Raw genomic sequence first — 19071 nt, forward strand, 5'->3', positions numbered from 1 at the left:
TCGCCCCAAAGCGACTCGCGGTCGAAGCTCCGGGCGCCGTTCACAGGAGGCCCGCGAACGACACGAGATGCGTCAGCGCCGCGCCGATGGGGATCAACACGAGCGTTCGAACGACGAAGATCGCCGTGATATCCCGGAGCCGCACCGGAATGTCGTCGAACATGTCCATCATCATCGGACCGGAGGCGGCGAGGAACAGAATCTGGCCGCTCACGACCAGGATCACGAAGAACTGCGCCGCGGGCGCGATGCCGACCGCCGCGAGGGCGCCGATGAACACGTCGGCGAAGCCGAGGATCAGCGCCGCCGCCACGACGTCGGCGTCCGGGATCCCGAGCAGTTCGATCACCGGAACGAGCGGGGCGGAGATGAGCTGGAACAGTTGCGTGTTCTCGTAGGTGACGAGCACGAGCGTCCCGATAGCGACGACGGTCCCGATGAGACTCGCGGTGAGGACGATGCCGTCGACGAGCCCCTTCCAGCCCGCGCGCACGGACGACGTTCCTTTCGACTCCTCCATCGCTTCGCTGAGTCCGAGTCGAACGTAGTCGCCGACCGAGCCGGTGAGCTTCGGCTCGACGTTCGGTTCGGCGATGTACTCTTCGGGCACTCGAGAGAGCGGCGGGATCCGGATCGTCACGATCGCCGTGGCGACGATCGCGACGAGGTAGGCGAGCAAGATGACGGGGAAGAGATAGAGCAGTTCGAACGCGGCGGCGAAGACGCCGATCGTCCCGATACTCGCCGTCCCGAAGCACGAGCAGATGATGAAGACCTCGCGTTTGTTGTAGCCGCCTCGATCGAACACCGTTCGCGTGACGTAGAAACCGATCGCGAACGAACCAGCCCACGATGCGGCGCTGTCGAGCGCGGAGCGTCCGGGAAGCCCGAACAGCGGCTGCATGACGGGCCGAGCGAGCGTCCCGACGAACTCGAGGGCGCCGCACTCGATGAGCATGTTGACGAAGACCGAGCCGAGGGGAATGATGATGACGACGCTGAGGATCAGCGTCTCCCAGATCACGCCGGAGACGCCGGGGTTCTGGATCAGCGTCGGGCCGACGTCGAACAGGTAGGCGGTCGCGAGCACCGTCCCGACGAGACGGAGGACCCAGAACGCCGCGTTCGTCTCCCAGACCTGGAAGGTAAACCGGTCCGCGGTCTTCTCGTCGAGGCGGACGATATCGCGACGGTGGACCTCCGCGAGCGTCGTCATCACGGCTGCGCCGAGGATCATGAGCCACGCCATGCCCAGCACGTACTGCGCGGCGTTGTTCTCGATGAACGTAACGAAGATATCGAACGGGACCGTCAGAGCACCTTCCCACGGGACCGGAAGCACGAAGAAGGCGACCCCGATGATGAACACGGCGGCGAACCGTGCGAACGGAATCCGCTCGGTCTCGGTCAACGTTTCGTCGGCGATCGTTTTCCTCTCGGGTTCGACCCCTTCCCACGTCTCCTCGTCGCTGCGCCACTCGTCTTGTCGAAGCATATCACGTTATGTACTCACAACCCACCATAACTGTGTTGGTATAGATCGTTATAATATTGGAGTTCTGTATTGTAATATATGATCATTGCGTGTGTGTATCGCGCTGCTGGGCCAGGGCCTGCTCGAGATGGTTACCTGATCGAGGATGAAGGCTAACCACTGGACCCTCGACGAGTGGATCGGCTCCGCAAACGGCCAGTGGTAACGCCCGTTCGCCATAGAACGTCCAAAGATATATGTGATGGAATCACAGAGAACTTCGTGATGACAGTCGACAGCGTACAGCGTGTAGCAGTCCTCGGAGCCGGAAGTATGGGCCACGGTATCGCGGAGGTCGCCGCGATCGGTGGCTACGACGTGACGATGCGCGACATCGAGGAGGAGTTCGTCCAGGACGGCTACGACGACATCGAATGGAGCGTCGAAAAACTCGCTGAAAAAGGCCAGATCGACGAGTCCGCGGAAGCCGTTCTCGAGCGAGTCGAGACGACGACGGATCTCGCCGAGGCCGTCTCCGACGCGGACCTGGTTATCGAGGCCGTCCCGGAACAGATCGAGATCAAGGAAGACACCTTCAGCACGGTCGACGAGCACGCCCCCGACCACGCCATTTTGGCGTCGAACACCTCGAGTCTCTCGATTTCGGACATCGCGTCGGCGACCGATCGACCGGACCAGGTCGTCGGCCTGCACTTTTTCAACCCGCCGGTGAAGATGGACCTCGTCGAGGTCACCTACGGCGAGGCGACGAGTGACGAGACGGCCGAAACCGCCTACGAGTGGGTCCAGTCCGTCGATAAAACGCCGATCTACGTCCGCAAGGACGTTCACGGCTTCGTCGTCAACACCGTCCTCGTTCCGTTCATGGAGGAAGCGGCGTGGATGCTCTCGAACGACGAGACCACCGTTCAGGAAGCCGACGCGTCGATGGTCTACGAACGAGGCTACCCGATGGGGCCGTTCGAACTCAACGACTTCGGCGGCATCGACATCGGCTATCACTTCCGTGCCGAGTCCAACCAGCCGGTCCCACCGGTCGTCGAGGAGAAGGTCGAAAACGACAACCTCGGCAAGAAAAGCGGCAAGGGCTTCTACGACTACGAGGACGGAGACGGCGTCGACTACGAACCCGAAGACGCCGGCAACTACGATGCCCTCCGTACGGAAGCGGTGATGATCAACAAGGCCGCCTGGCTCGTCGGCAACGACGTCGCCACGCCCGAGGAGATCGACATCGGACTCCGTCTCGGCGGCAGCTTCCCCGAAGGGATGTGCCGGCGCGGCGACCGCCTCGGCCTCGATATCGTCCTCGAGAAACTCGAGTCGCTGTACGAGGAGTACGACGCGGAACGATACGAGCCAGCCGACTACCTCGTCGAACTCGTCGAGGAGGGCTGGACCGGCGAAGACGCCGGCAAGGGGTTCTACGACTACCGCGTCGACCCGCCCTACCATTACATCAACTGGGAGATCGACGACGACAGCGTCCTCGAGATCGAACTCGACCGACAGGAGCGGATGAACTCGATGTCCGACGATATGTTCATGGAGATCGACCGACTCCTGACGGACGTCGACGTCGACGAGGTCGCCTGCGTCGTCTTCACCGGCGCCGGCGACAAAGCGTTCAGTTCCGGCGCGGACATCACCGGCTTCACCGCCAACGATCCCGCCGAGATCGCGGACGTCGACGAGATGTTCCAGACCGTCTACGAGTTCCCACGACCGACGGTCGCGAAGATCGACGGCTTCTGTCTCGGCGCCGGCATCGAACTCGCCCTGGCCTGCGACATCCGCGTCGCCACCGAGAACTCCACGATCGGCACCCCCGAGACCAACCTCGGCGTGATCCCCGGCGGCGGCGCCACCCAGCGTCTCGTCCGTCTCGTCGGCGAGGCCAAGACCAAGGAGATGGTCTACCGCGGCCTCCAGTTCGACGCGAACAAGGCTGAGGAGTGGGGCATCGTCAACCACGCCGTCCCCGACGACGAGTTCGAGGACCTCGTCGGCGACATCGTCGACGACCTCGTCTCCGGCCCGCCGGTCGCACTCAAGGCCGCCAAACAGGTCATCCAGGACGGCCAGGANGACCTCGTCGGCGACATCGTCGACGACCTCGTCTCCGGCCCGCCGGTCGCACTCAAGGCCGCCAAACAGGTCATCCAGGACGGCCAGGAAGCCAGCCTCGAGGCCGCTCTCGGGATGGAGAAACAGGCTTTCGCCGTGCTCGCGACCACCGACGACATGCTCGAGGGCGTCACGGCGTTCAGACAGAACCGCGAACCCGACTTTCAGGGTGAGTAATCGTGCCAGCTACGACGCGTAACGTCGCCATCGTCGGCGGCGGCACCTCGGAGTGGGGCGAGCGGGATGCAACCTGGAAGGACCTTGCACAAGAGGGCGGGAAGGCAACGTTCGACGCCGTCCCCGGCGTCGGGCCCGACGATATCGAAGGGCTGTTCGTCGGCGCAGTTCAGCCGGAACGCTTCTCCTACCAGTCACACGTCGCCCCGATGGTCGCGGAGCTACTCGGTATCGAAGTCACCGAAATGACCGCCCGGACCGAACTGGCCTGCGCCAGCGGCCAGGCCGCGCTGCGATACGCCTGGCTGGCCATCGCCGCCGGACAGCTCGACACCGCGCTCGTCCTCGGTGTCGAGAAGATGAACCTCGGGCGCGAACACATGCCCGAGATGCAGTCCTCGATGGCGAACGTCTTGGACCGCGAGTTCGACGGTGTCAACGGCCTCTCCGCGCCACCCTTCTTCGCGTGGTACGCCCAGCGACACATGCACGAACACGGTACGACCCGCGAACAGCTCTCGCTGGTCGCCGCCAAAAACAAGAGTCACGCCGCGAAAACCGACTTCGCGCAGTACCGCTCGGAGATCGACCCCGAGGACGTCACGGAGTCGCCGAAGATCGCCCCGCCGCTCCATCTCTACGACTGCAGCGGGATCACCGACGGCGCGACGGGCGTGATCCTCATGAGCGAGGAGAAAGCCCGCGAGGTCACCGACACCGCCGCCTGGATCACCGGCAGCGGCCAGTCCTCGATGGCGGGCAACTCGATCAACAACCTGCCGTCGTTCTCGGGCTGGCCGCAGGCGCGGAAAGCATCACAGAACGCCTACGAGCAGGCCGGCATCGAGGACCCCCTCGAGGAGATCGATATCGCCGAGACCCACGACTGTTTCTCGATCAGCGAGATCATCGAGTACGAAGAGCTCGGATTCTGCGAACGCGGCGAAGGCGGTCAGTTCATCGAGGACGGTCGCAGCCACATCGACGGCGACGTCGCCGTCAACACCCGCGGCGGTCTGTTGGGCTGTGGCCACCCGCTCGGCGCCACCGGCGTCTCCCAGGCCCTCGAGGTCACCCGCCAGTTCCAGGGCGACGTCGAGCGCGATCGGCAGGGAGACGACCCCACGACCGGCCTCATCCACAATTTGAGCGGCAGCGGCTCGGTCCACAGCGTGATGGTCTTAGACCGTGATCCACNGACGACCCCACGACCGGCCTCATCCACAATTTGAGCGGCAGCGGCTCGGTCCACAGCGTGATGGTCTTAGACCGTGATCCACAATGACTGATTCAGACACTAACGACGGCGACGCCGAACGCGAGCGCGTCTCGGTGCCCAACGAGGTCGAGTTCCCCCGAATGCTCGACTTCTACGAACTCCAGACCGAAGACCAGACCCAGATCCACGAGTTCTACGACAACCTTCGGGACGGACAGTTGACGACGACACAGTGTCGGGACTGCGACGAGATCCACTTCCCGCCGCGGATCGTCTGTCCCGAGTGTACCGGCGACGACCTCGAGTACGTCGACCTCCCCCACGAGGGCGAACTGTTCGCCTTCTCTGAAGTCCGGGGCGGACTGCCCATCGGCCTCAGCGAACACGAAGTACCGTACGTCGTCGCCGTCGTCGACCTCGGCCCCGTGCGACTGTCGGGCCGGGTCGACGGTGCGGCCTACAGCGACCTCGAGATCGGCGATTCCGTCTCGCTGAAGATCGTCGAGATCGACGGCCCGACCGACGAGGAACGCGTCTTCTACCGATTCGAAGCGACCGACACTACGACCGACGGTGATTCCCAATGAAAGATTACGAACTCACGCTACAGATCATGCTCGAGCGGGCCACTGATCTGTTCGGACACAAGGAGATCGTCTCGGAACTGCCCGACGGAACGACCCACCGGTACACCTACGACGAGGCGTACGACCGCATCTGCCAGCTGGCCAACGCCTTAGACGAGCTCGGCGTCGACGACGGCTCGCGCGTGTCGGTGATGGCGATCAACCACTACCGCCACTACGAGCTGTACTTCGGCCCCTCGTGCAGCGGCCGGAGCATCCACATGACGAACCACATGCTCCCCGAGGAGCACCTCATCGAGATCGTCAACGAGGCCGAGGACGAGGTCGTCTTCGTCGATCCGCAGTTCGTCGACACCGTCGAGAGCGTCGCCGACGAGTTCGAGACGGTCGAACACTACGTCGTCCTCGACGACGAGGTGCCCGAGACGGACCTCGAGCCGGTCGTCGCCTACGAGGACCTCCTCGAGGGCCAGGACACCGACTACGACTGGCCGACGCTCGACGAGGACGACGAGGCGGGGATCTGTTACACCTCCGGGACGACCGGGCTGCCGAAAGGGGCCGCCTACACCCACCGGGATCTCTACCTCCACACCCTCACCCACGGCCACGTCGACGTCTTCGAGATCGGCGAGAACGACGCCGTGATGCCCGTCGTGCCGATGTACCACGTCAACGGCTGGGGACTCCCCTACTCGGCGACGCTCTCGGGGTCGAAGCTCGTCCTGCCCGGCGAGAACACCCACGCCGAGGGGATCGCCCACCTCATCGACCGCGAGGAGGTGACCGTCACCGCCGCCGTGACGACGGTCTGGCTGGACATGGCCCAGTACTACGACGAGAACGAGGAGATCGAACTCGAGTCGCTCGACCGCGTCCTCATCGGCGGCACCTCGCCGCCGGAGTGGCTCATGGAGAAGTTCGACAAGGAAATCGACGCGCCGATCCACCAGGGCTACGGGATGACCGAGGCGGCGCCCCACCTCGTCAACACGATGACGACCACGGAGGTCGCGGAACTCCCCGAGAGCGAGCGCTACCAACAGCAGATGAAACCCGGGATCCCCGCTCCCGGCGTGCAGATTCGACTGCGGACCCCCGACGGCGAGCCGGTCCCTCACGACGGCGAGTCGACCGGCGAGATCCAGGCCCGGTCCCCGTGGCTCATCGACGAGTACTTCGCCCGCCCCGAGGAGACCGAGGCCTCCTTTACCGAGGACAACTGGTTCAAGACCGGCGACGTCGGCGTCATCGACGAGTACGGCTACCTCGAGGTCGTCGACCGGCTGGACGACGTGATCAAAAGCGGCGGGGAGTGGATCTCCTCGCTCGAACTCGAAAACGAACTGATGTCCCACGACGCCGTCGAGGAGGCGACGGTGATCAACATGGAACACGAGAAGTGGGACGAACGGCCGGTCGCCTACGTCGTCAAACGCGGCGACACGACCGAGGACGAACTGAAAGCCCTCCTCCTCGAGCGGTTCCCGAAGTGGTGGCTCCCGGACGAAATCGTCTTCGTCGAGTCGATTCCGAAGACGACGACCGGCAAGTTCGACAAGAAGGTGCTTCGCGACGAGTTCAAGTCCGAACACGGAATCCTGCCGGTCGACGAGTAGCGGTACCGACAACGAGGCTAGCTTGACGCGTCTCGTTTTTGGCTATCGGTGTTTCTAGATACAAACGAGTCGGCCGACCGACGGAAGGAGCAAGCCAAGTGCCTCGAGATCGTACGGAAATCTTCGAATTCCGTGATGACAGGAGTCTCGAACCATTTGACTCTGAGGCGGTTCACGATAGACTGCAGCGAACCGGCGGTCAGCGTCGCAGGGTACGCCAGAAGAACGTCGTCGTGAACTCGTATGCCAACTGCACCCGTCTAAACATGATAGACGATTCGAGCAAAAGACAGAGAGAAAATGTCTGTAACACTCACTACGGTATTCTCGGGCGTGTGTAGCACTATAATGGTCACCGAAACGACCTCCAGTGATCAGGTCTGCAGTGACGGTCAGCGACTACACTATTCGATAAGACAGTCAGATGACAGCGTCCACTGTCACATCCAATACTGATCACAGAGGCTGATTCGGCTGGCTCCAAATAATCATCCAAGAGTAATAGACGGAAAGCGATCAGCGAGGAGGTTTCACCGATCGATAACCATCCATTACATGAATACGGTTGTAAACACCAAGGGCGCAGAAGTGACGGCCTAATCGTGTTCTGTTGGCAGACGCGATTATCGAGTACTAGCAATCCTCACCGATATCGACGTCTGATATAATCGGACGATTTAAGACCACGGGCGTCGATCATCGAGTATGAGCGATGCCACGCCACCGATGTCCTCCGTTCTCAACGCCTTCGACGTGTTGACCGTCCTCTGGGAAGTAAACGGCGCCGGCCCCTCCGCCGTCGCGAGACGGATGGATATGCCAAAGAGCACGGCACACGTTTACCTCCGGACGCTCGAGGAGACGGGCTACGTCGTCAACGAGGACGGGGAGTACCGACTCAGCCACCAGTTTCTCTCGACCGGCTCGCGGATCAAACACCGGAATAGTCTCTTTCAAGCCTCCGAGGCGAAGCTTCGAGACCTCGCGATGGAGACCGGCGAGCTCGTGACCCTGGTCATTGAAGAAGCCGGGCAGTCGGTCATCCTCCACAAGGATACCGGCGACCGCTCCCTCGAGCTCGGGATCTACTCCGGGATGATCACCCCGCTTCACTCGAACGCGACCGGGAAAGCGATCCTCGCCAACCTCCCGCCGGAGCGGGTGGACGAGATTCTCGAAACTCAGGGGCTCACCGCGCTGACGTCGGCGACGATCACCGACGAAGCACAACTGCGCGCGGAACTCGAGGTCGTCCGCGAGCGCGGCTACGCCGTCGACTGGGACCAGCAGGTTCAGGGAATGGGCCTGATCGGCGCACCGATCGAAATCGACGGGCGACTCGAGGGAGCAGTCGGTATCGCGGGGCCGACGGGGCGCATCCAGGACGAGGCCTATCAGACCGAACTCTTACAGGAACTGCGAGGGACGATCGATTCGATCACGATCAAGTATCGGTACGGGACGTGAAAACGGGATCCGATCGTACTACAGCGGCGAACCCGCCGTGAGTACGGCGACAGGACACGAGGCGCCGACAACCGTATCCGACCGCGGCCGCGCTGTCGACAGGAGACGAATACCGGACGAACAGTCGGAGTTAGTTTCGGAGAAAGGATTGGTTCGCCAGGGCGAAACAAGAGATTGTATGTTCCAGACTGTGTTGGATTTTAATCGCAGATCCGAATCAACATTCGAATGGAACTCGTCTCGAGAGAGCTATCTAAATATCGGTATTCGGTATTACTGATTTGTGTGAAAGTTGTCGCAGAGATACTGGATTCGTACGAACTGCGTTCGCCAATGGAGAACGGCATGCTGCTGTTCGAGGTAGACGATACCTCACTGCTCGAGATGAACCGATCGCGTCGACGGCGAGGATAACCCGGGGCCCGCGAGCAGCAACCGAATCGTCGGCGCTCGATTCGGCGCGACGGCCGACCGATCTGCGGTGACGCCGGCAGGTCGGTACAGCAGGCCCATCAGCCGACGATGCGAATCGAGAGAAACAAAATCGCGCCGAAGAGGTACGTCGCGCCGATGAACAGCCCCACGAGGCGCTCGGGATCCGGCGGCCGAACGAGACTACCGATCGAAACCGCGGCGGGGACGACTCCCGCGAGCACCGCACTCGAGGGGAGGACGCCGATCGCACTCGAGAACACCAGAAGACCGAGACTGATCGAGACGAGTGTCCAGGCGACGCGAAGGGCTCGAGCGGGGCCGAGCGCGACCGGGAGCGTCCGCTTTGGGACGCGACGGTCGTGGTCGTAATCGGTCCGATCGAGCATGACGTTGATCGCAGCGAGGAGGAACCCGAACACGAGGCAGACGGCGACGATCGTGGCACCGACGGTTCCCGTCTGTGCGGCGTAGCCGCCGGCCGTCGCGAGAGCGATTCCGATCGGATAGTCGGCGGTTCCGGTGACGGGGTGGGTATCCAGTTGCGGTGCGTGAAAGTAGCCGAACGCGAGCAGCGGTGCCGTGAGGGCGACGGCTATCGGCCCGGAGACGAACCACAGCGCCAGAAGACAGAGACCGAACACCGCCGCCGAGACGCCCATCGCAGTCCGGATCTCCGCCGGCTCGAGCGGATTCGTCTCGTCTTCGCCGCGGACGTAGTAGTCGACGTAGCCGTCTTTCAGGTGCGCGACGTAGACCGCGAGACAGACCGCGAACGCGTGGACGGCCGCCGGCCCGAGCGCGAACGCCGCGGCGAGTCCGGCCCCGAATACGGACATCGCCGCCCCCGGGAGTAAAAAGACGGGCTGAACGTGGGTCCAGAGTCCGCGGACCCGCCGTTCAGTCCGCGCTCGAGGCGACAACGACCGTTCGTGCACGCGGGTTCGTACCGTCCCGCGGCATATCAATGTGCCCGTCGACGACGCTCGAGTCTCGAGTATCGATGCCCGAAGAGCGTCGGGACTCGGGACCGACCCACGGCTGATGTGACTCGTAAACGCCCGCCGAATGAGGGTGTGTTCCACAATCGTTATTACCCTCGCTAACGGCCACCACACATAGTCTGTATGAATTTCGTCGATACCTTCACTCGAACCGTTCGACGGCACGGGTCGGACACGGCGATCGTCTCCGACGACGGACGGTCGATGACATACGAGGATCTTGACGATCGCACTACTCGACTCGCGAATGCCATAGACGAGCGCGTGCCGGAGCAGCGGGTGGCCACGCTCGCTATCAACGGGCCGGCCGCGATCGAGACGATGATCGCGAGTCAGAAACGCGGGATCGGCAACGTACAGCTTCCGTTCCGCGACAGTCCGGGCGGGCTGGTCGCGATGCTCGAGCCGACCGATGCGTCCCTCCTCGTCTTCGACGACGCGAACGCGGAGAAGGCCCTCGAGGTCCTCGATCGAACGGAGATCGACGTGGGGATCCACGCTGGGGAGCGGTCGATCGAACACGACGCCGTCGAACCCTACGACGTCGTTCTCTCGGACGCCTCGACAGACGCCGTCGAGACTCATCCCGACCACGAACACGGCGTCTTCTACACCAGCGGCACGACGAGTACGCCGAAGGCCGTGCTCTTCGATCAGGAACAGCTCTGGCACGGGAGCACCCAGGTCATCATGGAGATGGGGATCGACGAGACGGATACGGCGCTGGTCACGACGCCGTGGTATCACATGGTGACGTGTGACGCCTGGATCCTGCCCCACATTCAGGCCGGCGCGACGCTGGTCGTCCAGTCCGATTTCGACCCCGACGAGGCGCTCCAGCTCGTCGACGAACACGACGCGACGGGCGCGCTCGCCGTCCCGACCCAGCTCCACGCGCTCGCCGACTGCCAGCGCGAAAACGAGTACGACATCGAGACGCTCTCGTATATCCGGACCGGCGGTTCGATCGTCACGGAAGCGCTCGTCGAAAAGGCCGCCGAGCACCTGACCCGCGGCGTCTACAACACCTACGGGCTGACCGAAGGCGGTCCGAACCTGACCTTCGCCCACCCGTGGGTACAGGACGAGCACACGGGTTCGATCGGCAAGGAATCGTTCGTCTCGGAGGTGCGCGTCGTCGAGGCCGCCGAGCCGGACGAAGATCCGGATCCGAACGCGACCGTCGATCCGGGGGAATCGGGCGAAATACTCGTCCGCGGACCCGGAACCTGCAACGGCTACATGGACCGCCCCGAGGAGACCGACTGGTTGCTCGTCGAAGACGAGTGGGTCCGAACCGGCGACGTCGCCGAGGTCGACGAGGACGGCTTCCTCTACATCACCGGCCGCGTCGACAATATGATCGTCAGCGGCGGCGAGAACATCTATCCCGAGGAAGTCGAGGAGGCGATCGAGACCCACGACGGCGTCGACGAAGCCGTCGTGCTCGGCCTCGAGGACGAGGAGTGGGGCCACCGCGTCGCCTGCGTCGTCTGTACCGAAGACGACGGGCTCTGCGAGGACGACCTGGATCAGTTCTGCAAGGACCACGACGAACTCGCGGACTTCAAGCGGCCGCGCGAGTACGTGGTCGTGATCGAGGGCTCGCTGCCACGAACCGATACGGGGACCATCGAACGAGAGACCGTCCACCTCGAGTACTTCGCCGAGTAGGATCGAGACCGTCCACCGTCGCGGTCAGCATCTTTATCTTCTCGCTGCTGGTAGTGTGGTACCGATGTACACCGAGATCCTACCGAGCGTGTACGACATTACGGTACAGGACGACGGGGATGCCCGGTATCGCGCCTTCTTCGTCGACGCCGACGTGCCGACGCTGGTCGACACGGGACTGCCGGACACGACGGACGCGCTGTTCGAGGCGATCGAGGCGATCGGCCTCGAGCCCGAACGCGTGATCATCACCCACGGTGACGTCGACCACGTCGGCGGCCTCGAGGCGGTTACGGAGCGATACGACGTCGAAACGTTCGTTCCGGAGGGGACGGACGACGTCGACGACGCCCTCGTCGACGAGTACTTCGGCGACGGCGACGGGATCGGGCCGTACACGGCCGCCCACGTCCCGGGCCACGCCTCCGAACACCACGTGTTGATCGACGAGGATGCCGGCTATGCCGTGCTGGGCGACGCCGTCTTCGGGTCGGACGCCCGCGGACTGCCGGCGGGGTACTTCGTGCTCCCGACGGCGTTCTTCTCCGAGGACGTCGCCGCCGCCGACGAGAATCTCGAGCGACTCCTCGAGTACGAGTTCGACGCCGGCCTGGTCTTTCACGGCTCGTCGGTGCGCTCGGGTGCGTTCGACAAGCTGGCCGACTTCGTCGACTTCGCGGGCAAGCCGTAGGGAACGATCGCCGCGGAAAGGTCGGACGATGAATCAGTTGCCACGTCGGAGAATCGATCAGTTGGGAAAACGCTTTCACCGAGTTCGAACAATACCCTCGGTATGTCAGTGAGTGACTTGTTCAACCCCGACGGTATCGCGGTCGTTGGCGCCTCCGCGACCCCGGGGAAAATCGGCTACGAAGCCATGCAGAACGTAATCGAGTTCGACGGGCCGGTGTACCCGGTCAACCCGTCCGCATCGGGGTCGGTCTTCGACCGCGAGTTCGTCTCCGCCGTGACCGAAATCGACGGTGACGTCGATCTGGCGCTGTGTTGCGTTCCGGCGCCGGTCGTCCCGGACGTGATCGAAGAGTGCGGCGAGGCGGATATTGGCGGCGCAGTCATCTTCGCCGGCGGCTTCGGCGAGGCCGGACCCGAAGGGCAAGAACTGCAGGACCGACTCGTCGACGCCGCGACCGAGGGCGACGTCGCCTTGCTCGGGCCGAACACGAGCGGCTTTCTCGTCCCCGAGGAGCAACTGTACGCGACGTTCGCAACCGACATCGACACCATTCCGTCCGGCAACGTCGCGGTCGTCGCCCAGAGCGGCGGCCTCGCTTACGCGATCGCCTTCCAGGCGGAAAACGAGGGCGTCGGCGTCTCCGCGATGGTCGGCCTCGGCAATCGCGCCAACGTCGGCTTCGAGGAGGCCATCGAGTACTTCGACACCGATCCGAAGACGGATTCGATCATCCTCCACGTCGAGGGGACCGACGACGGTCGCGGCCTCCTCGAGACCTGCCAGCGCGTCGAGACCCCGGTCGTCGCCTACAACGTCGGCGAGCAGGACGTCGGCGACTTCGCCGAATCGCACACGGGCGCGCTGACGGGCGAGTACGAACTGTACGAGGCCGGCTTCGCCCAGTACGGCGTTCCGACGGTCCGCTCGTCGACCGAACTCCTCGACGCCGGCACCGCACTGGCCTCGAGTCCGCGACCCGACGGCCCCAACGTCGGCGTCGTCACCGCACAGGCCGGCCCGGGGATCGCCATCACCGACCGCCTCAAGGCCGCGGGCGCGACCCTTCCGTCGCTCACCGAAGAGACCCAGGAGATCGTCGAGGAGATCCTCCCCGGCATCACGTTCTCGGCGAACCCGGTCGACACCGGCCGTCCCATGCCGGAGTTCGGGGAAGTCGTCGACGCCGTCGCCCGCGACGAGAACGTCGACATCGTCCTCGTCTACGAACTCTACGAAGGCGGCCTCGGCTATCCGACCGACGACCTCGAGGGACTCGTCGACGACGTCGACAAACCGATCGTCTTCGCCAGCGGCGGCCCTCGAGAGATCATCACCGAGGAGTTGGCCGAACTCGAGGCGATCGGGATTCCGACGTTCACGGCCCCCGAGCGTGCGGCCGACGCCGTCAGTGCGCTCGTCCAATACGCGAAGCGAAACGCCGAGCCAGACGCGGTCGTCGCCGGCGAGGAGGTGAGCGCCGATGACTGACATATCAGGAATCGGACGCAGCGTCCTCGAGACCGCCCGCGACGAGCAACGAACCGCGCTGACCGAAGCCGAAGCGAAGGGGCTGCTCGCCGAGCGGGGCCTGTCGGTTCCCGACCACGAGACGGTCGACTCGCCGGAGGCGGCCGTCGAGGCCGCAGAGGAGATCGGCTACCCCGTGGTCGCAAAGGTCTCCGCCCCGTCGGTCCAGCACAAAAGCGAGTGGGGCGGCGGCGTCGGCGTCGCCGTCGGCCTCGAGAACCCCGAATCAGTACGGACGGCCGCGGCGGACATCTTCGACGCCGCCAACGGTGCGGGGATCGACGCCTCGGTGCTCGTCGAGGAAGGGGCCGACCTCGAGGCCGGCCTCGAGGTCATCGTCGGCGGAACGCGCGATCCGTCGTTCGGCCCGACCGTCCTCGTCGGCCTCGGTGGGATCACCGTCGAGGTGCTCCAGGATACGAGCCACCGAATCGCGCCGGTCTCGACCGCGGAAGCCGTCGAGATGACCCGCGAACTCGAGGCGTCGCCGCTGTTCGACGGCTACCGCGGCTCCCCGGCGGTCGATCGCGAGGCGGTCGCCGAGGCGATCGTCGCCGTCGGCGACGTCCTCGACGAGCACGAGTCGATCCGCGAGATCGAGATCAATCCGCTGCTGGCAGAGTCGGATCGAGCGGTAGCGCTCGACGCGCTCGTCTCGCTCGACGACGACTGACGAACACTGCTACCATCGAGTCCGTTTCCGCGGAGCGACCGCTTGTTTACTACGAGACTCGCTCGAGAGCGGAGCGGAGGAAAAGAGAGCGACTGCCCTCGAGTTCTCGAGACCTATCGGAAAGCAAAGAGACGAGAGAGACGTGAAAAACGAGACGCGCGGGACGGTTCGCACTGCTGTGTCGCTCAGTTGGTGACCGTACTGCGAAGAAAATTCGGCGTGAACGAAGCGTGGAGCCTTACTCGTCCTTCTGGCTCTTCTCGACGTCGACGTCCTCGAAGGCGACGTCGCGCTCGGAGACCTCGACGGTCATGGCGCCGACGTCTTCGATCTCGGCCTCGATGGTGTCGCCGTCGGAAAGCGGGCTGACGCCCTCGGGCGTCCCGGTAGTGATGACGTCGCCGGCCTCGATCGTCGCGCCGATGGAGGCGTACTCGACGATGTCGGCGCAGCTGTAGATCATGCCGCCGGTGTTCTGTTGCTGTTTGGTCTCGCCGTTGAGCTGGAGTTCCATCTCGAGGTCGTGGGGGTCCTCGAACTCGTCGGCCGTCGTGACGCAGGGGCCGATAATGGTGAACGTGTCGTAGGACTTGCGGTTCGAGCGGTCCTGGTCGCCGCGGACGGAGACGTCGAGCAGGATCGTGTAGCCGAGCACGGCGTCCCAGACGTCGTCGGCGTCGATGTCTTTGACGTCTTCGCCCATGACGAAGGCGAGTTCGATCTCGTGGTCGACGCGGCGGTCGTTGAAGGGCAGTTCGATGCCGTCCTCGGGACCGGCGACGCTCGAGGGGGCCTTGAGGAAGTAACCCTTGTCCTCGATGGTGAACCACTCCTCGGTGACGATGTCCTTGTCGGCGAGGGCCTCTTCGACGTGGTTCTCGTAGTTCAGCGGCGCGGCGATGACCTTACCGGGCCGGCGGACGGGGGACTCGATGGTGACCTCCTCGCGGTCGTAGTCGGGGTCGTCGTCCGCGTACTCGCTCGCGTCGAGGTCCTTGCGAGCGTACTCCTTGAGCGGGTCGTTCGTCTCGAGACCGAGGTCGTCGGTGACGTCGACGATGCCGTCGTCGTCGGTCAAGAGCCCGAGTCGATCGTCGTTGAATCTGACGAGTCGCATGATAGCAACACCGCGATCCGACCACATAAATCATCCTCTCTCGGTCGCGGGTGTCGAAAAAATAGTGAAGGTTTCGTGCGCGGAGACGTCTCGCCGGGCCGGCAACGAGCGCCCGAGAAGCGACACGGCGGCCGCGTTCAGACGGACGGACGACTGACCTCCGTTCCGACACGACCGCGACCACCCTGGGCCGTGTAAGGTATCGGTACAGCAGCCCGTCTCAGTCGCCGGCAGCGATCTGATCATCGAAGACGTCCGCCGAGTCGAAGACGCTGCGACAGTCTTCACACACCATCTGTTTGTCGATCGCGTACTCCCAGAGTTTGCCGCCACAGTCCAGACAGTCGAAGTGTGCCCGGACGAACGGACTGTGCTCGGCGTAGGGGTTCTCGAACTCTGCCATACGCGTACGATACGGCTTCCGATCAATAAAGTATTCCCCATGTCGCCGTTCTCGCCGGTTCGGCGTGGCGACTCGAGGTCGAACCCGAACACCAAAAACGGCGACGGCGCGGTCGACCGCGAAGCGGGCGGCGACGGTCGGCGTTACTCGCTGGGCGCCGATTCGGCGTAGAAATTGAACGCCTCGAACACCGGTCGGTCGGTCATGCCGAGCAGGATCGCTTCCTCGCCGTCGGGCTCGTGGCTGTGGAGTTCGTTCGGCGGGACCACGAAGATGTCCCACTGGCTCCACTCGAGCGTTTCGTCGCCGACGTGGGTCGCGCCCTCGCCCTCGATGACGAAGTAGACCTCGGTGGCGTTGTGGAAGTGGGTCTCGGTGGCCTCCTGGAGCAACTGGGCGCGAAACGACATCGTCGGGAACAGCGGCGGCTGGCCGTTGGTCGGGTTGACGTAGGCCATGCTGTAGCCGTCGTAGGGGTCCGGCGTGTTGTTGTCCGCGCGCTGGCGCAGCGTCCGGACGGTCTCCTCCCAGCTGAAGCGGTGTGGCGGCGTCGGGTCACGGATGCCCTCGAACGGCCCCGGAATGCCGTCGTCTTTCGACTCGTCGGCCGGACGGGCCTGGCCGAACTGGGAGTCCCAGTAGCCCTGGGTCTTGGTGACGGGCTGGCGCTCGAGTTCGTGGTTCTCGAAGACGTTCGAGGAGTTCAGCGAGTCGAGCACGAGCGGCAGGTCGAGGACGTCGAGCCACATCGCCGTCTCGTCGGAGTCGTTGACGTGGTCGTGCCACTCCCACTGTGGCGTCGTGATCAGGTCGTTGTTCTCCATCGGGAACTCCTCGCCCGCGACGACGGTTTTCATGTCCTCGTGGCCGTCGATGGTAAAGCGCAGGGCGTTGGCCCCGTGGCGGTGCGAGGGGGCCGTCTCACCGGGCGAGACGGTCTGGACGCCGAGGTAGATCGTGTTCGAGATCGCGTTCTCCATCCCGGTGTTGATCGGGACGGCGACCCGGCGCTGGAATCCCGGCGGGAGCTCCTCGATCGGCATGTCCTCCTCGACGTTGTCGATCGTCTCCTTGATGTCCGCCCACTTCCAGATGTCCGGCTGCAGGTCGTCGTAGACGTTCCCCATCGTCTTCTCGACTTCCCACAGCGGCCGAAGGTCGTTCTCCTCGAGAAGGTCTCGAGTCTCCGAAGTCAGTTCTATACGCTCTTCGGGGTCCTGCTGAGCCATAGTGGTATTTTCGGCAAGAATCATCATAAGTGTGTTGGAGAGTCCCGCAGCGAAGGAGCCCGCGTCGAGATCTGCCGCGGGAAGCGAGGGCCGCTACAGGAACGTCTCAGTCCGCGTCGTCTCGTAGCCGTCCGTCATCGCGTCGAAGGCCTCGTCGACCGCGTCGACGTCCCACCCGTCTTCGGCGACGGCGGTTCGGATCTGCCGTGGCTCCGAGAGGATCCCGATCTCGTCGCCTCGCGCCGTCACGGTGACGCCGGTGACGTCGTCTGCCGCCTCGCTCAGCAGATACGCCGCGGCGGGCGCGACCTTCTCGGGAGGCATCTCCTCGCGCGTGTACGGGCGGTGTTCCTCCGGTACCGACTCGGTCATGCGCGTGTAGCCGTTGGGAACGAGCGCGTTGACGCGAACATTCTGCCGGTCCAGTTCCGACGAAGCCGCGCGGACGAACCCCAGAATCCCGGCGTTCGCGCTCGCGTAGGCGAGCTGGCCGACGTTGCCGAGCGCGCCCCTCGAGCTAACCGCCAGAAACGACCGTTCGGAGTCGTCGTCCACGTCGCGCCAGTGCGTTACGGCGCTGCGAAGCAGTGTGAAATTACTCCGAAGGTGCGTTCGAACGACGTCGTCCCACTCCTCGTCGGAGAGCGACCACGACATGCCGTCGCGCAGGATGCCCGCGAAGTTCGCGATCCCGTCGAGTCGGTCGAACGACTCGAGTGCGGTCTCGATCGCCGCCGCGGCGTCGTCGGCGTCGGCCGCGTCGCCGAAGTGGGCGACCGCGGTAGCGTCGTCGACCTCAGCGTCGATCGCTGCGGCGGTTTCCTCGGCCGCATCCGGGTCCGATCCCGAGCCGTCGACCGTCGTTCCCAGATCGGAGACGACGACGTTGGCGCCGTCTTGCGCGAGTTCGCGCGCAGTCGCCTCGCCGAGGCCGTGTGCGCCGCCGACGACGAGGTACGCCGGCGCCGTCATGGCTCACCTCCGTCCGTACTCGAGCGATTGCAGTCGGCGGTCGTCCGTTCGTCGTGCGTTTCCGCGTCGGGATGTGCGACCATGCGCCACCGTACGAGCGCGTGACTAATCACGATTTGGCTACGCGTCGTCGGATCGACGTCGAGCGACGCATCGATTCGGATTACAACGACCGGCAACAAATGGAATGGATTTACATAGACCTGGTACGAACTACGGGTATGGTACTCGAGACGGACTTAGAGGACGTCGCAGCGAAACACGACGATCTGCCGGCAGCAGATGACGTCTACGACGAAGACGAAGCGATCCCCATCGAGGAGGTCTTCGACGACGCCTTCGTCGCGGCGAAGACCGACTTCGAGAGCTTCGACGAACTGGTCGCAGCCAGCCCGAGCGAGGCCGACTCGGCCGCGGACCTCGAGAAGGTCCCCCACCGCGAGTGGAACGAGTTCATCGCCGAGAACAGCGAGTTCGATAGCGAGCGGGAGTTCGTGTTCGCCGGCCGCGACCACTGGGTCGCCAAGCAACTGGACCTGGCCTGAACAGCCGCTTTTCCTTCGGAATTCGTCGAAGTGTGCTGCGACGAGAAGCGAACGCGTCGGCGCGTCGTCTCGCCGGCGCTCGAGTGAGCGCCGTTCCGCGAGCGATAGCG

16 protein-coding genes are annotated in these 19071 nt (G+C 64.0%); 10 read left to right on the forward strand and 6 right to left on the reverse strand.

Annotated elements, in window-relative coordinates; all coding sequences use genetic code 11:
• Positions 1-40: 40 nt before the first annotated feature.
• Positions 41-1495: a YjiH family protein gene (locus C493_RS17670; RefSeq protein WP_007260854.1), complete on the reverse strand. Its 1455-nt coding sequence runs from the start codon at positions 1493-1495 to the stop codon at positions 41-43.
• A gap of 264 nt (positions 1496-1759) precedes the next feature.
• Between C493_RS17670 and C493_RS17675 the strand changes: the two genes are divergently transcribed.
• The 5 genes from C493_RS17675 (at position 1760) to C493_RS17695 (ending at position 8691) form a co-directional block, all read left to right on the forward strand.
• Positions 1760-3799, forward strand: a complete 2040-nt coding sequence (locus tag C493_RS17675; RefSeq protein ID WP_049889458.1) for a 3-hydroxyacyl-CoA dehydrogenase/enoyl-CoA hydratase family protein — start codon at positions 1760-1762, stop codon at positions 3797-3799.
• Between the two features lie 2 nt (positions 3800-3801).
• Complete coding sequence (locus tag C493_RS17680) at positions 3802-5031, forward strand: thiolase C-terminal domain-containing protein (RefSeq protein WP_007260856.1); 1230 nt, start codon at positions 3802-3804, stop codon at positions 5029-5031.
• 49 nt (positions 5032-5080) lie between these two features.
• On the forward strand, positions 5081-5605 hold the full coding sequence (locus C493_RS17685; protein ID WP_007260857.1) for a Zn-ribbon domain-containing OB-fold protein: 525 nt from the start codon (positions 5081-5083) through the stop codon (positions 5603-5605).
• On the forward strand, positions 5602-7224 hold the full coding sequence (locus C493_RS17690) for a long-chain-fatty-acid--CoA ligase (RefSeq protein WP_007260858.1): 1623 nt from the start codon (positions 5602-5604) through the stop codon (positions 7222-7224). The genes C493_RS17685 and C493_RS17690 overlap by 4 nt, the downstream gene beginning before the upstream one ends.
• Positions 7225-7929: 705 nt before the next feature.
• Complete coding sequence (locus tag C493_RS17695) at positions 7930-8691, forward strand: IclR family transcriptional regulator (RefSeq protein ID WP_007260859.1); 762 nt, start codon at positions 7930-7932, stop codon at positions 8689-8691.
• A 512-nt stretch (positions 8692-9203) separates the two neighbouring features.
• Here C493_RS17695 and C493_RS17700 read toward each other — a convergent pair.
• On the reverse strand, positions 9204-9962 hold the full coding sequence (locus tag C493_RS17700; protein WP_241430915.1) for a UbiA family prenyltransferase: 759 nt from the start codon (positions 9960-9962) through the stop codon (positions 9204-9206).
• A gap of 288 nt (positions 9963-10250) precedes the next feature.
• On the opposite strand from C493_RS17700, the gene C493_RS17705 reads away from it, so the two are divergent.
• The 4 genes from C493_RS17705 to C493_RS17720 all read left to right on the forward strand — a co-directional run bounded on the left by C493_RS17705 (position 10251) and on the right by C493_RS17720 (position 14695).
• A complete protein-coding gene (locus C493_RS17705; RefSeq protein WP_007260861.1) occupies positions 10251-11801 on the forward strand; it encodes a class I adenylate-forming enzyme family protein in 1551 nt (516 codons plus the stop codon).
• A gap of 64 nt (positions 11802-11865) precedes the next feature.
• Positions 11866-12492 carry an MBL fold metallo-hydrolase gene (locus C493_RS17710; protein WP_007260862.1) on the forward strand — a complete coding sequence of 209 codons (627 nt, stop codon included), beginning with the start codon at positions 11866-11868 and terminating at the stop codon, positions 12490-12492.
• A 102-nt stretch (positions 12493-12594) separates the two neighbouring features.
• Positions 12595-13983 carry an acetate--CoA ligase family protein gene (locus C493_RS17715; protein ID WP_049889459.1) on the forward strand — a complete coding sequence of 463 codons (1389 nt, stop codon included), beginning with the start codon at positions 12595-12597 and terminating at the stop codon, positions 13981-13983.
• Positions 13976-14695, forward strand: a complete 720-nt coding sequence (locus C493_RS17720; RefSeq protein ID WP_007260864.1) for an acetate--CoA ligase family protein — start codon at positions 13976-13978, stop codon at positions 14693-14695. The genes C493_RS17715 and C493_RS17720 overlap by 8 nt, the downstream gene beginning before the upstream one ends.
• A gap of 238 nt (positions 14696-14933) precedes the next feature.
• Here the strand turns inward: C493_RS17720 and C493_RS17725 are convergent, their stop codons facing one another.
• The 4 genes from C493_RS17725 to C493_RS17740 form a co-directional block, all read right to left on the reverse strand.
• On the reverse strand, positions 14934-15812 hold the full coding sequence (locus tag C493_RS17725) for a fumarylacetoacetate hydrolase family protein (RefSeq protein ID WP_007260865.1): 879 nt from the start codon (positions 15810-15812) through the stop codon (positions 14934-14936).
• Between the two features lie 220 nt (positions 15813-16032).
• Positions 16033-16215: a hypothetical protein gene (locus C493_RS17730; protein WP_007260866.1), complete on the reverse strand. Its 183-nt coding sequence runs from the start codon at positions 16213-16215 to the stop codon at positions 16033-16035.
• 143 nt (positions 16216-16358) lie between these two features.
• Positions 16359-17444 (reverse strand): cupin domain-containing protein, encoded by a 1086-nt coding sequence (locus C493_RS17735; protein WP_007260867.1) that lies wholly within the window; start codon positions 17442-17444, stop codon positions 16359-16361.
• Between the two features lie 93 nt (positions 17445-17537).
• Positions 17538-18416, reverse strand: a complete 879-nt coding sequence (locus tag C493_RS17740; protein WP_007260868.1) for an SDR family oxidoreductase — start codon at positions 18414-18416, stop codon at positions 17538-17540.
• A 221-nt stretch (positions 18417-18637) separates the two neighbouring features.
• Between C493_RS17740 and C493_RS17750 the strand changes: the two genes are divergently transcribed.
• Complete coding sequence (locus C493_RS17750) at positions 18638-18961, forward strand: hypothetical protein (protein ID WP_007260870.1); 324 nt, start codon at positions 18638-18640, stop codon at positions 18959-18961.
• The last annotated feature ends 110 nt before the right edge of the window (positions 18962-19071 follow it).

The organism is Natronolimnohabitans innermongolicus JCM 12255, assembly GCF_000337215.1.
Lineage (GTDB): Archaea > Halobacteriota > Halobacteria > Halobacteriales > Natrialbaceae > Natronolimnohabitans > Natronolimnohabitans innermongolicus.

What these genes read in the sequence shown, in the direction of transcription:
- C493_RS17710 (WP_007260862.1), top strand. Translation starts at nt 11,866, where the DNA reads ATGTACACCGAGATCCTACCGAGCGTGTACGACATTACGGTACAGGAC.
- C493_RS17720 (WP_007260864.1), top strand. Translation starts at nt 13,976, where the DNA reads ATGACTGACATATCAGGAATCGGACGCAGCGTCCTCGAGACCGCCCGC.
- C493_RS17695 (WP_007260859.1), top strand. Translation starts at nt 7,930, where the DNA reads ATGAGCGATGCCACGCCACCGATGTCCTCCGTTCTCAACGCCTTCGAC.
- C493_RS17725 (WP_007260865.1), bottom strand. Translation starts at nt 15,812, where the DNA reads ATGCGACTCGTCAGATTCAACGACGATCGACTCGGGCTCTTGACCGAC.
- C493_RS17740 (WP_007260868.1), bottom strand. Translation starts at nt 18,416, where the DNA reads ATGACGGCGCCGGCGTACCTCGTCGTCGGCGGCGCACACGGCCTCGGC.
- C493_RS17715 (WP_049889459.1), top strand. Translation starts at nt 12,595, where the DNA reads ATGTCAGTGAGTGACTTGTTCAACCCCGACGGTATCGCGGTCGTTGGC.
- C493_RS17730 (WP_007260866.1), bottom strand. Translation starts at nt 16,215, where the DNA reads ATGGCAGAGTTCGAGAACCCCTACGCCGAGCACAGTCCGTTCGTCCGG.
- C493_RS17705 (WP_007260861.1), top strand. Translation starts at nt 10,251, where the DNA reads ATGAATTTCGTCGATACCTTCACTCGAACCGTTCGACGGCACGGGTCG.
- C493_RS17670 (WP_007260854.1), bottom strand. Translation starts at nt 1,495, where the DNA reads ATGCTTCGACAAGACGAGTGGCGCAGCGACGAGGAGACGTGGGAAGGG.
- C493_RS17690 (WP_007260858.1), top strand. Translation starts at nt 5,602, where the DNA reads ATGAAAGATTACGAACTCACGCTACAGATCATGCTCGAGCGGGCCACT.
- C493_RS17700 (WP_241430915.1), bottom strand. Translation starts at nt 9,962, where the DNA reads ATGTCCGTATTCGGGGCCGGACTCGCCGCGGCGTTCGCGCTCGGGCCG.
- C493_RS17685 (WP_007260857.1), top strand. Translation starts at nt 5,081, where the DNA reads ATGACTGATTCAGACACTAACGACGGCGACGCCGAACGCGAGCGCGTC.
- C493_RS17735 (WP_007260867.1), bottom strand. Translation starts at nt 17,444, where the DNA reads ATGGCTCAGCAGGACCCCGAAGAGCGTATAGAACTGACTTCGGAGACT.
- C493_RS17750 (WP_007260870.1), top strand. Translation starts at nt 18,638, where the DNA reads ATGGTACTCGAGACGGACTTAGAGGACGTCGCAGCGAAACACGACGAT.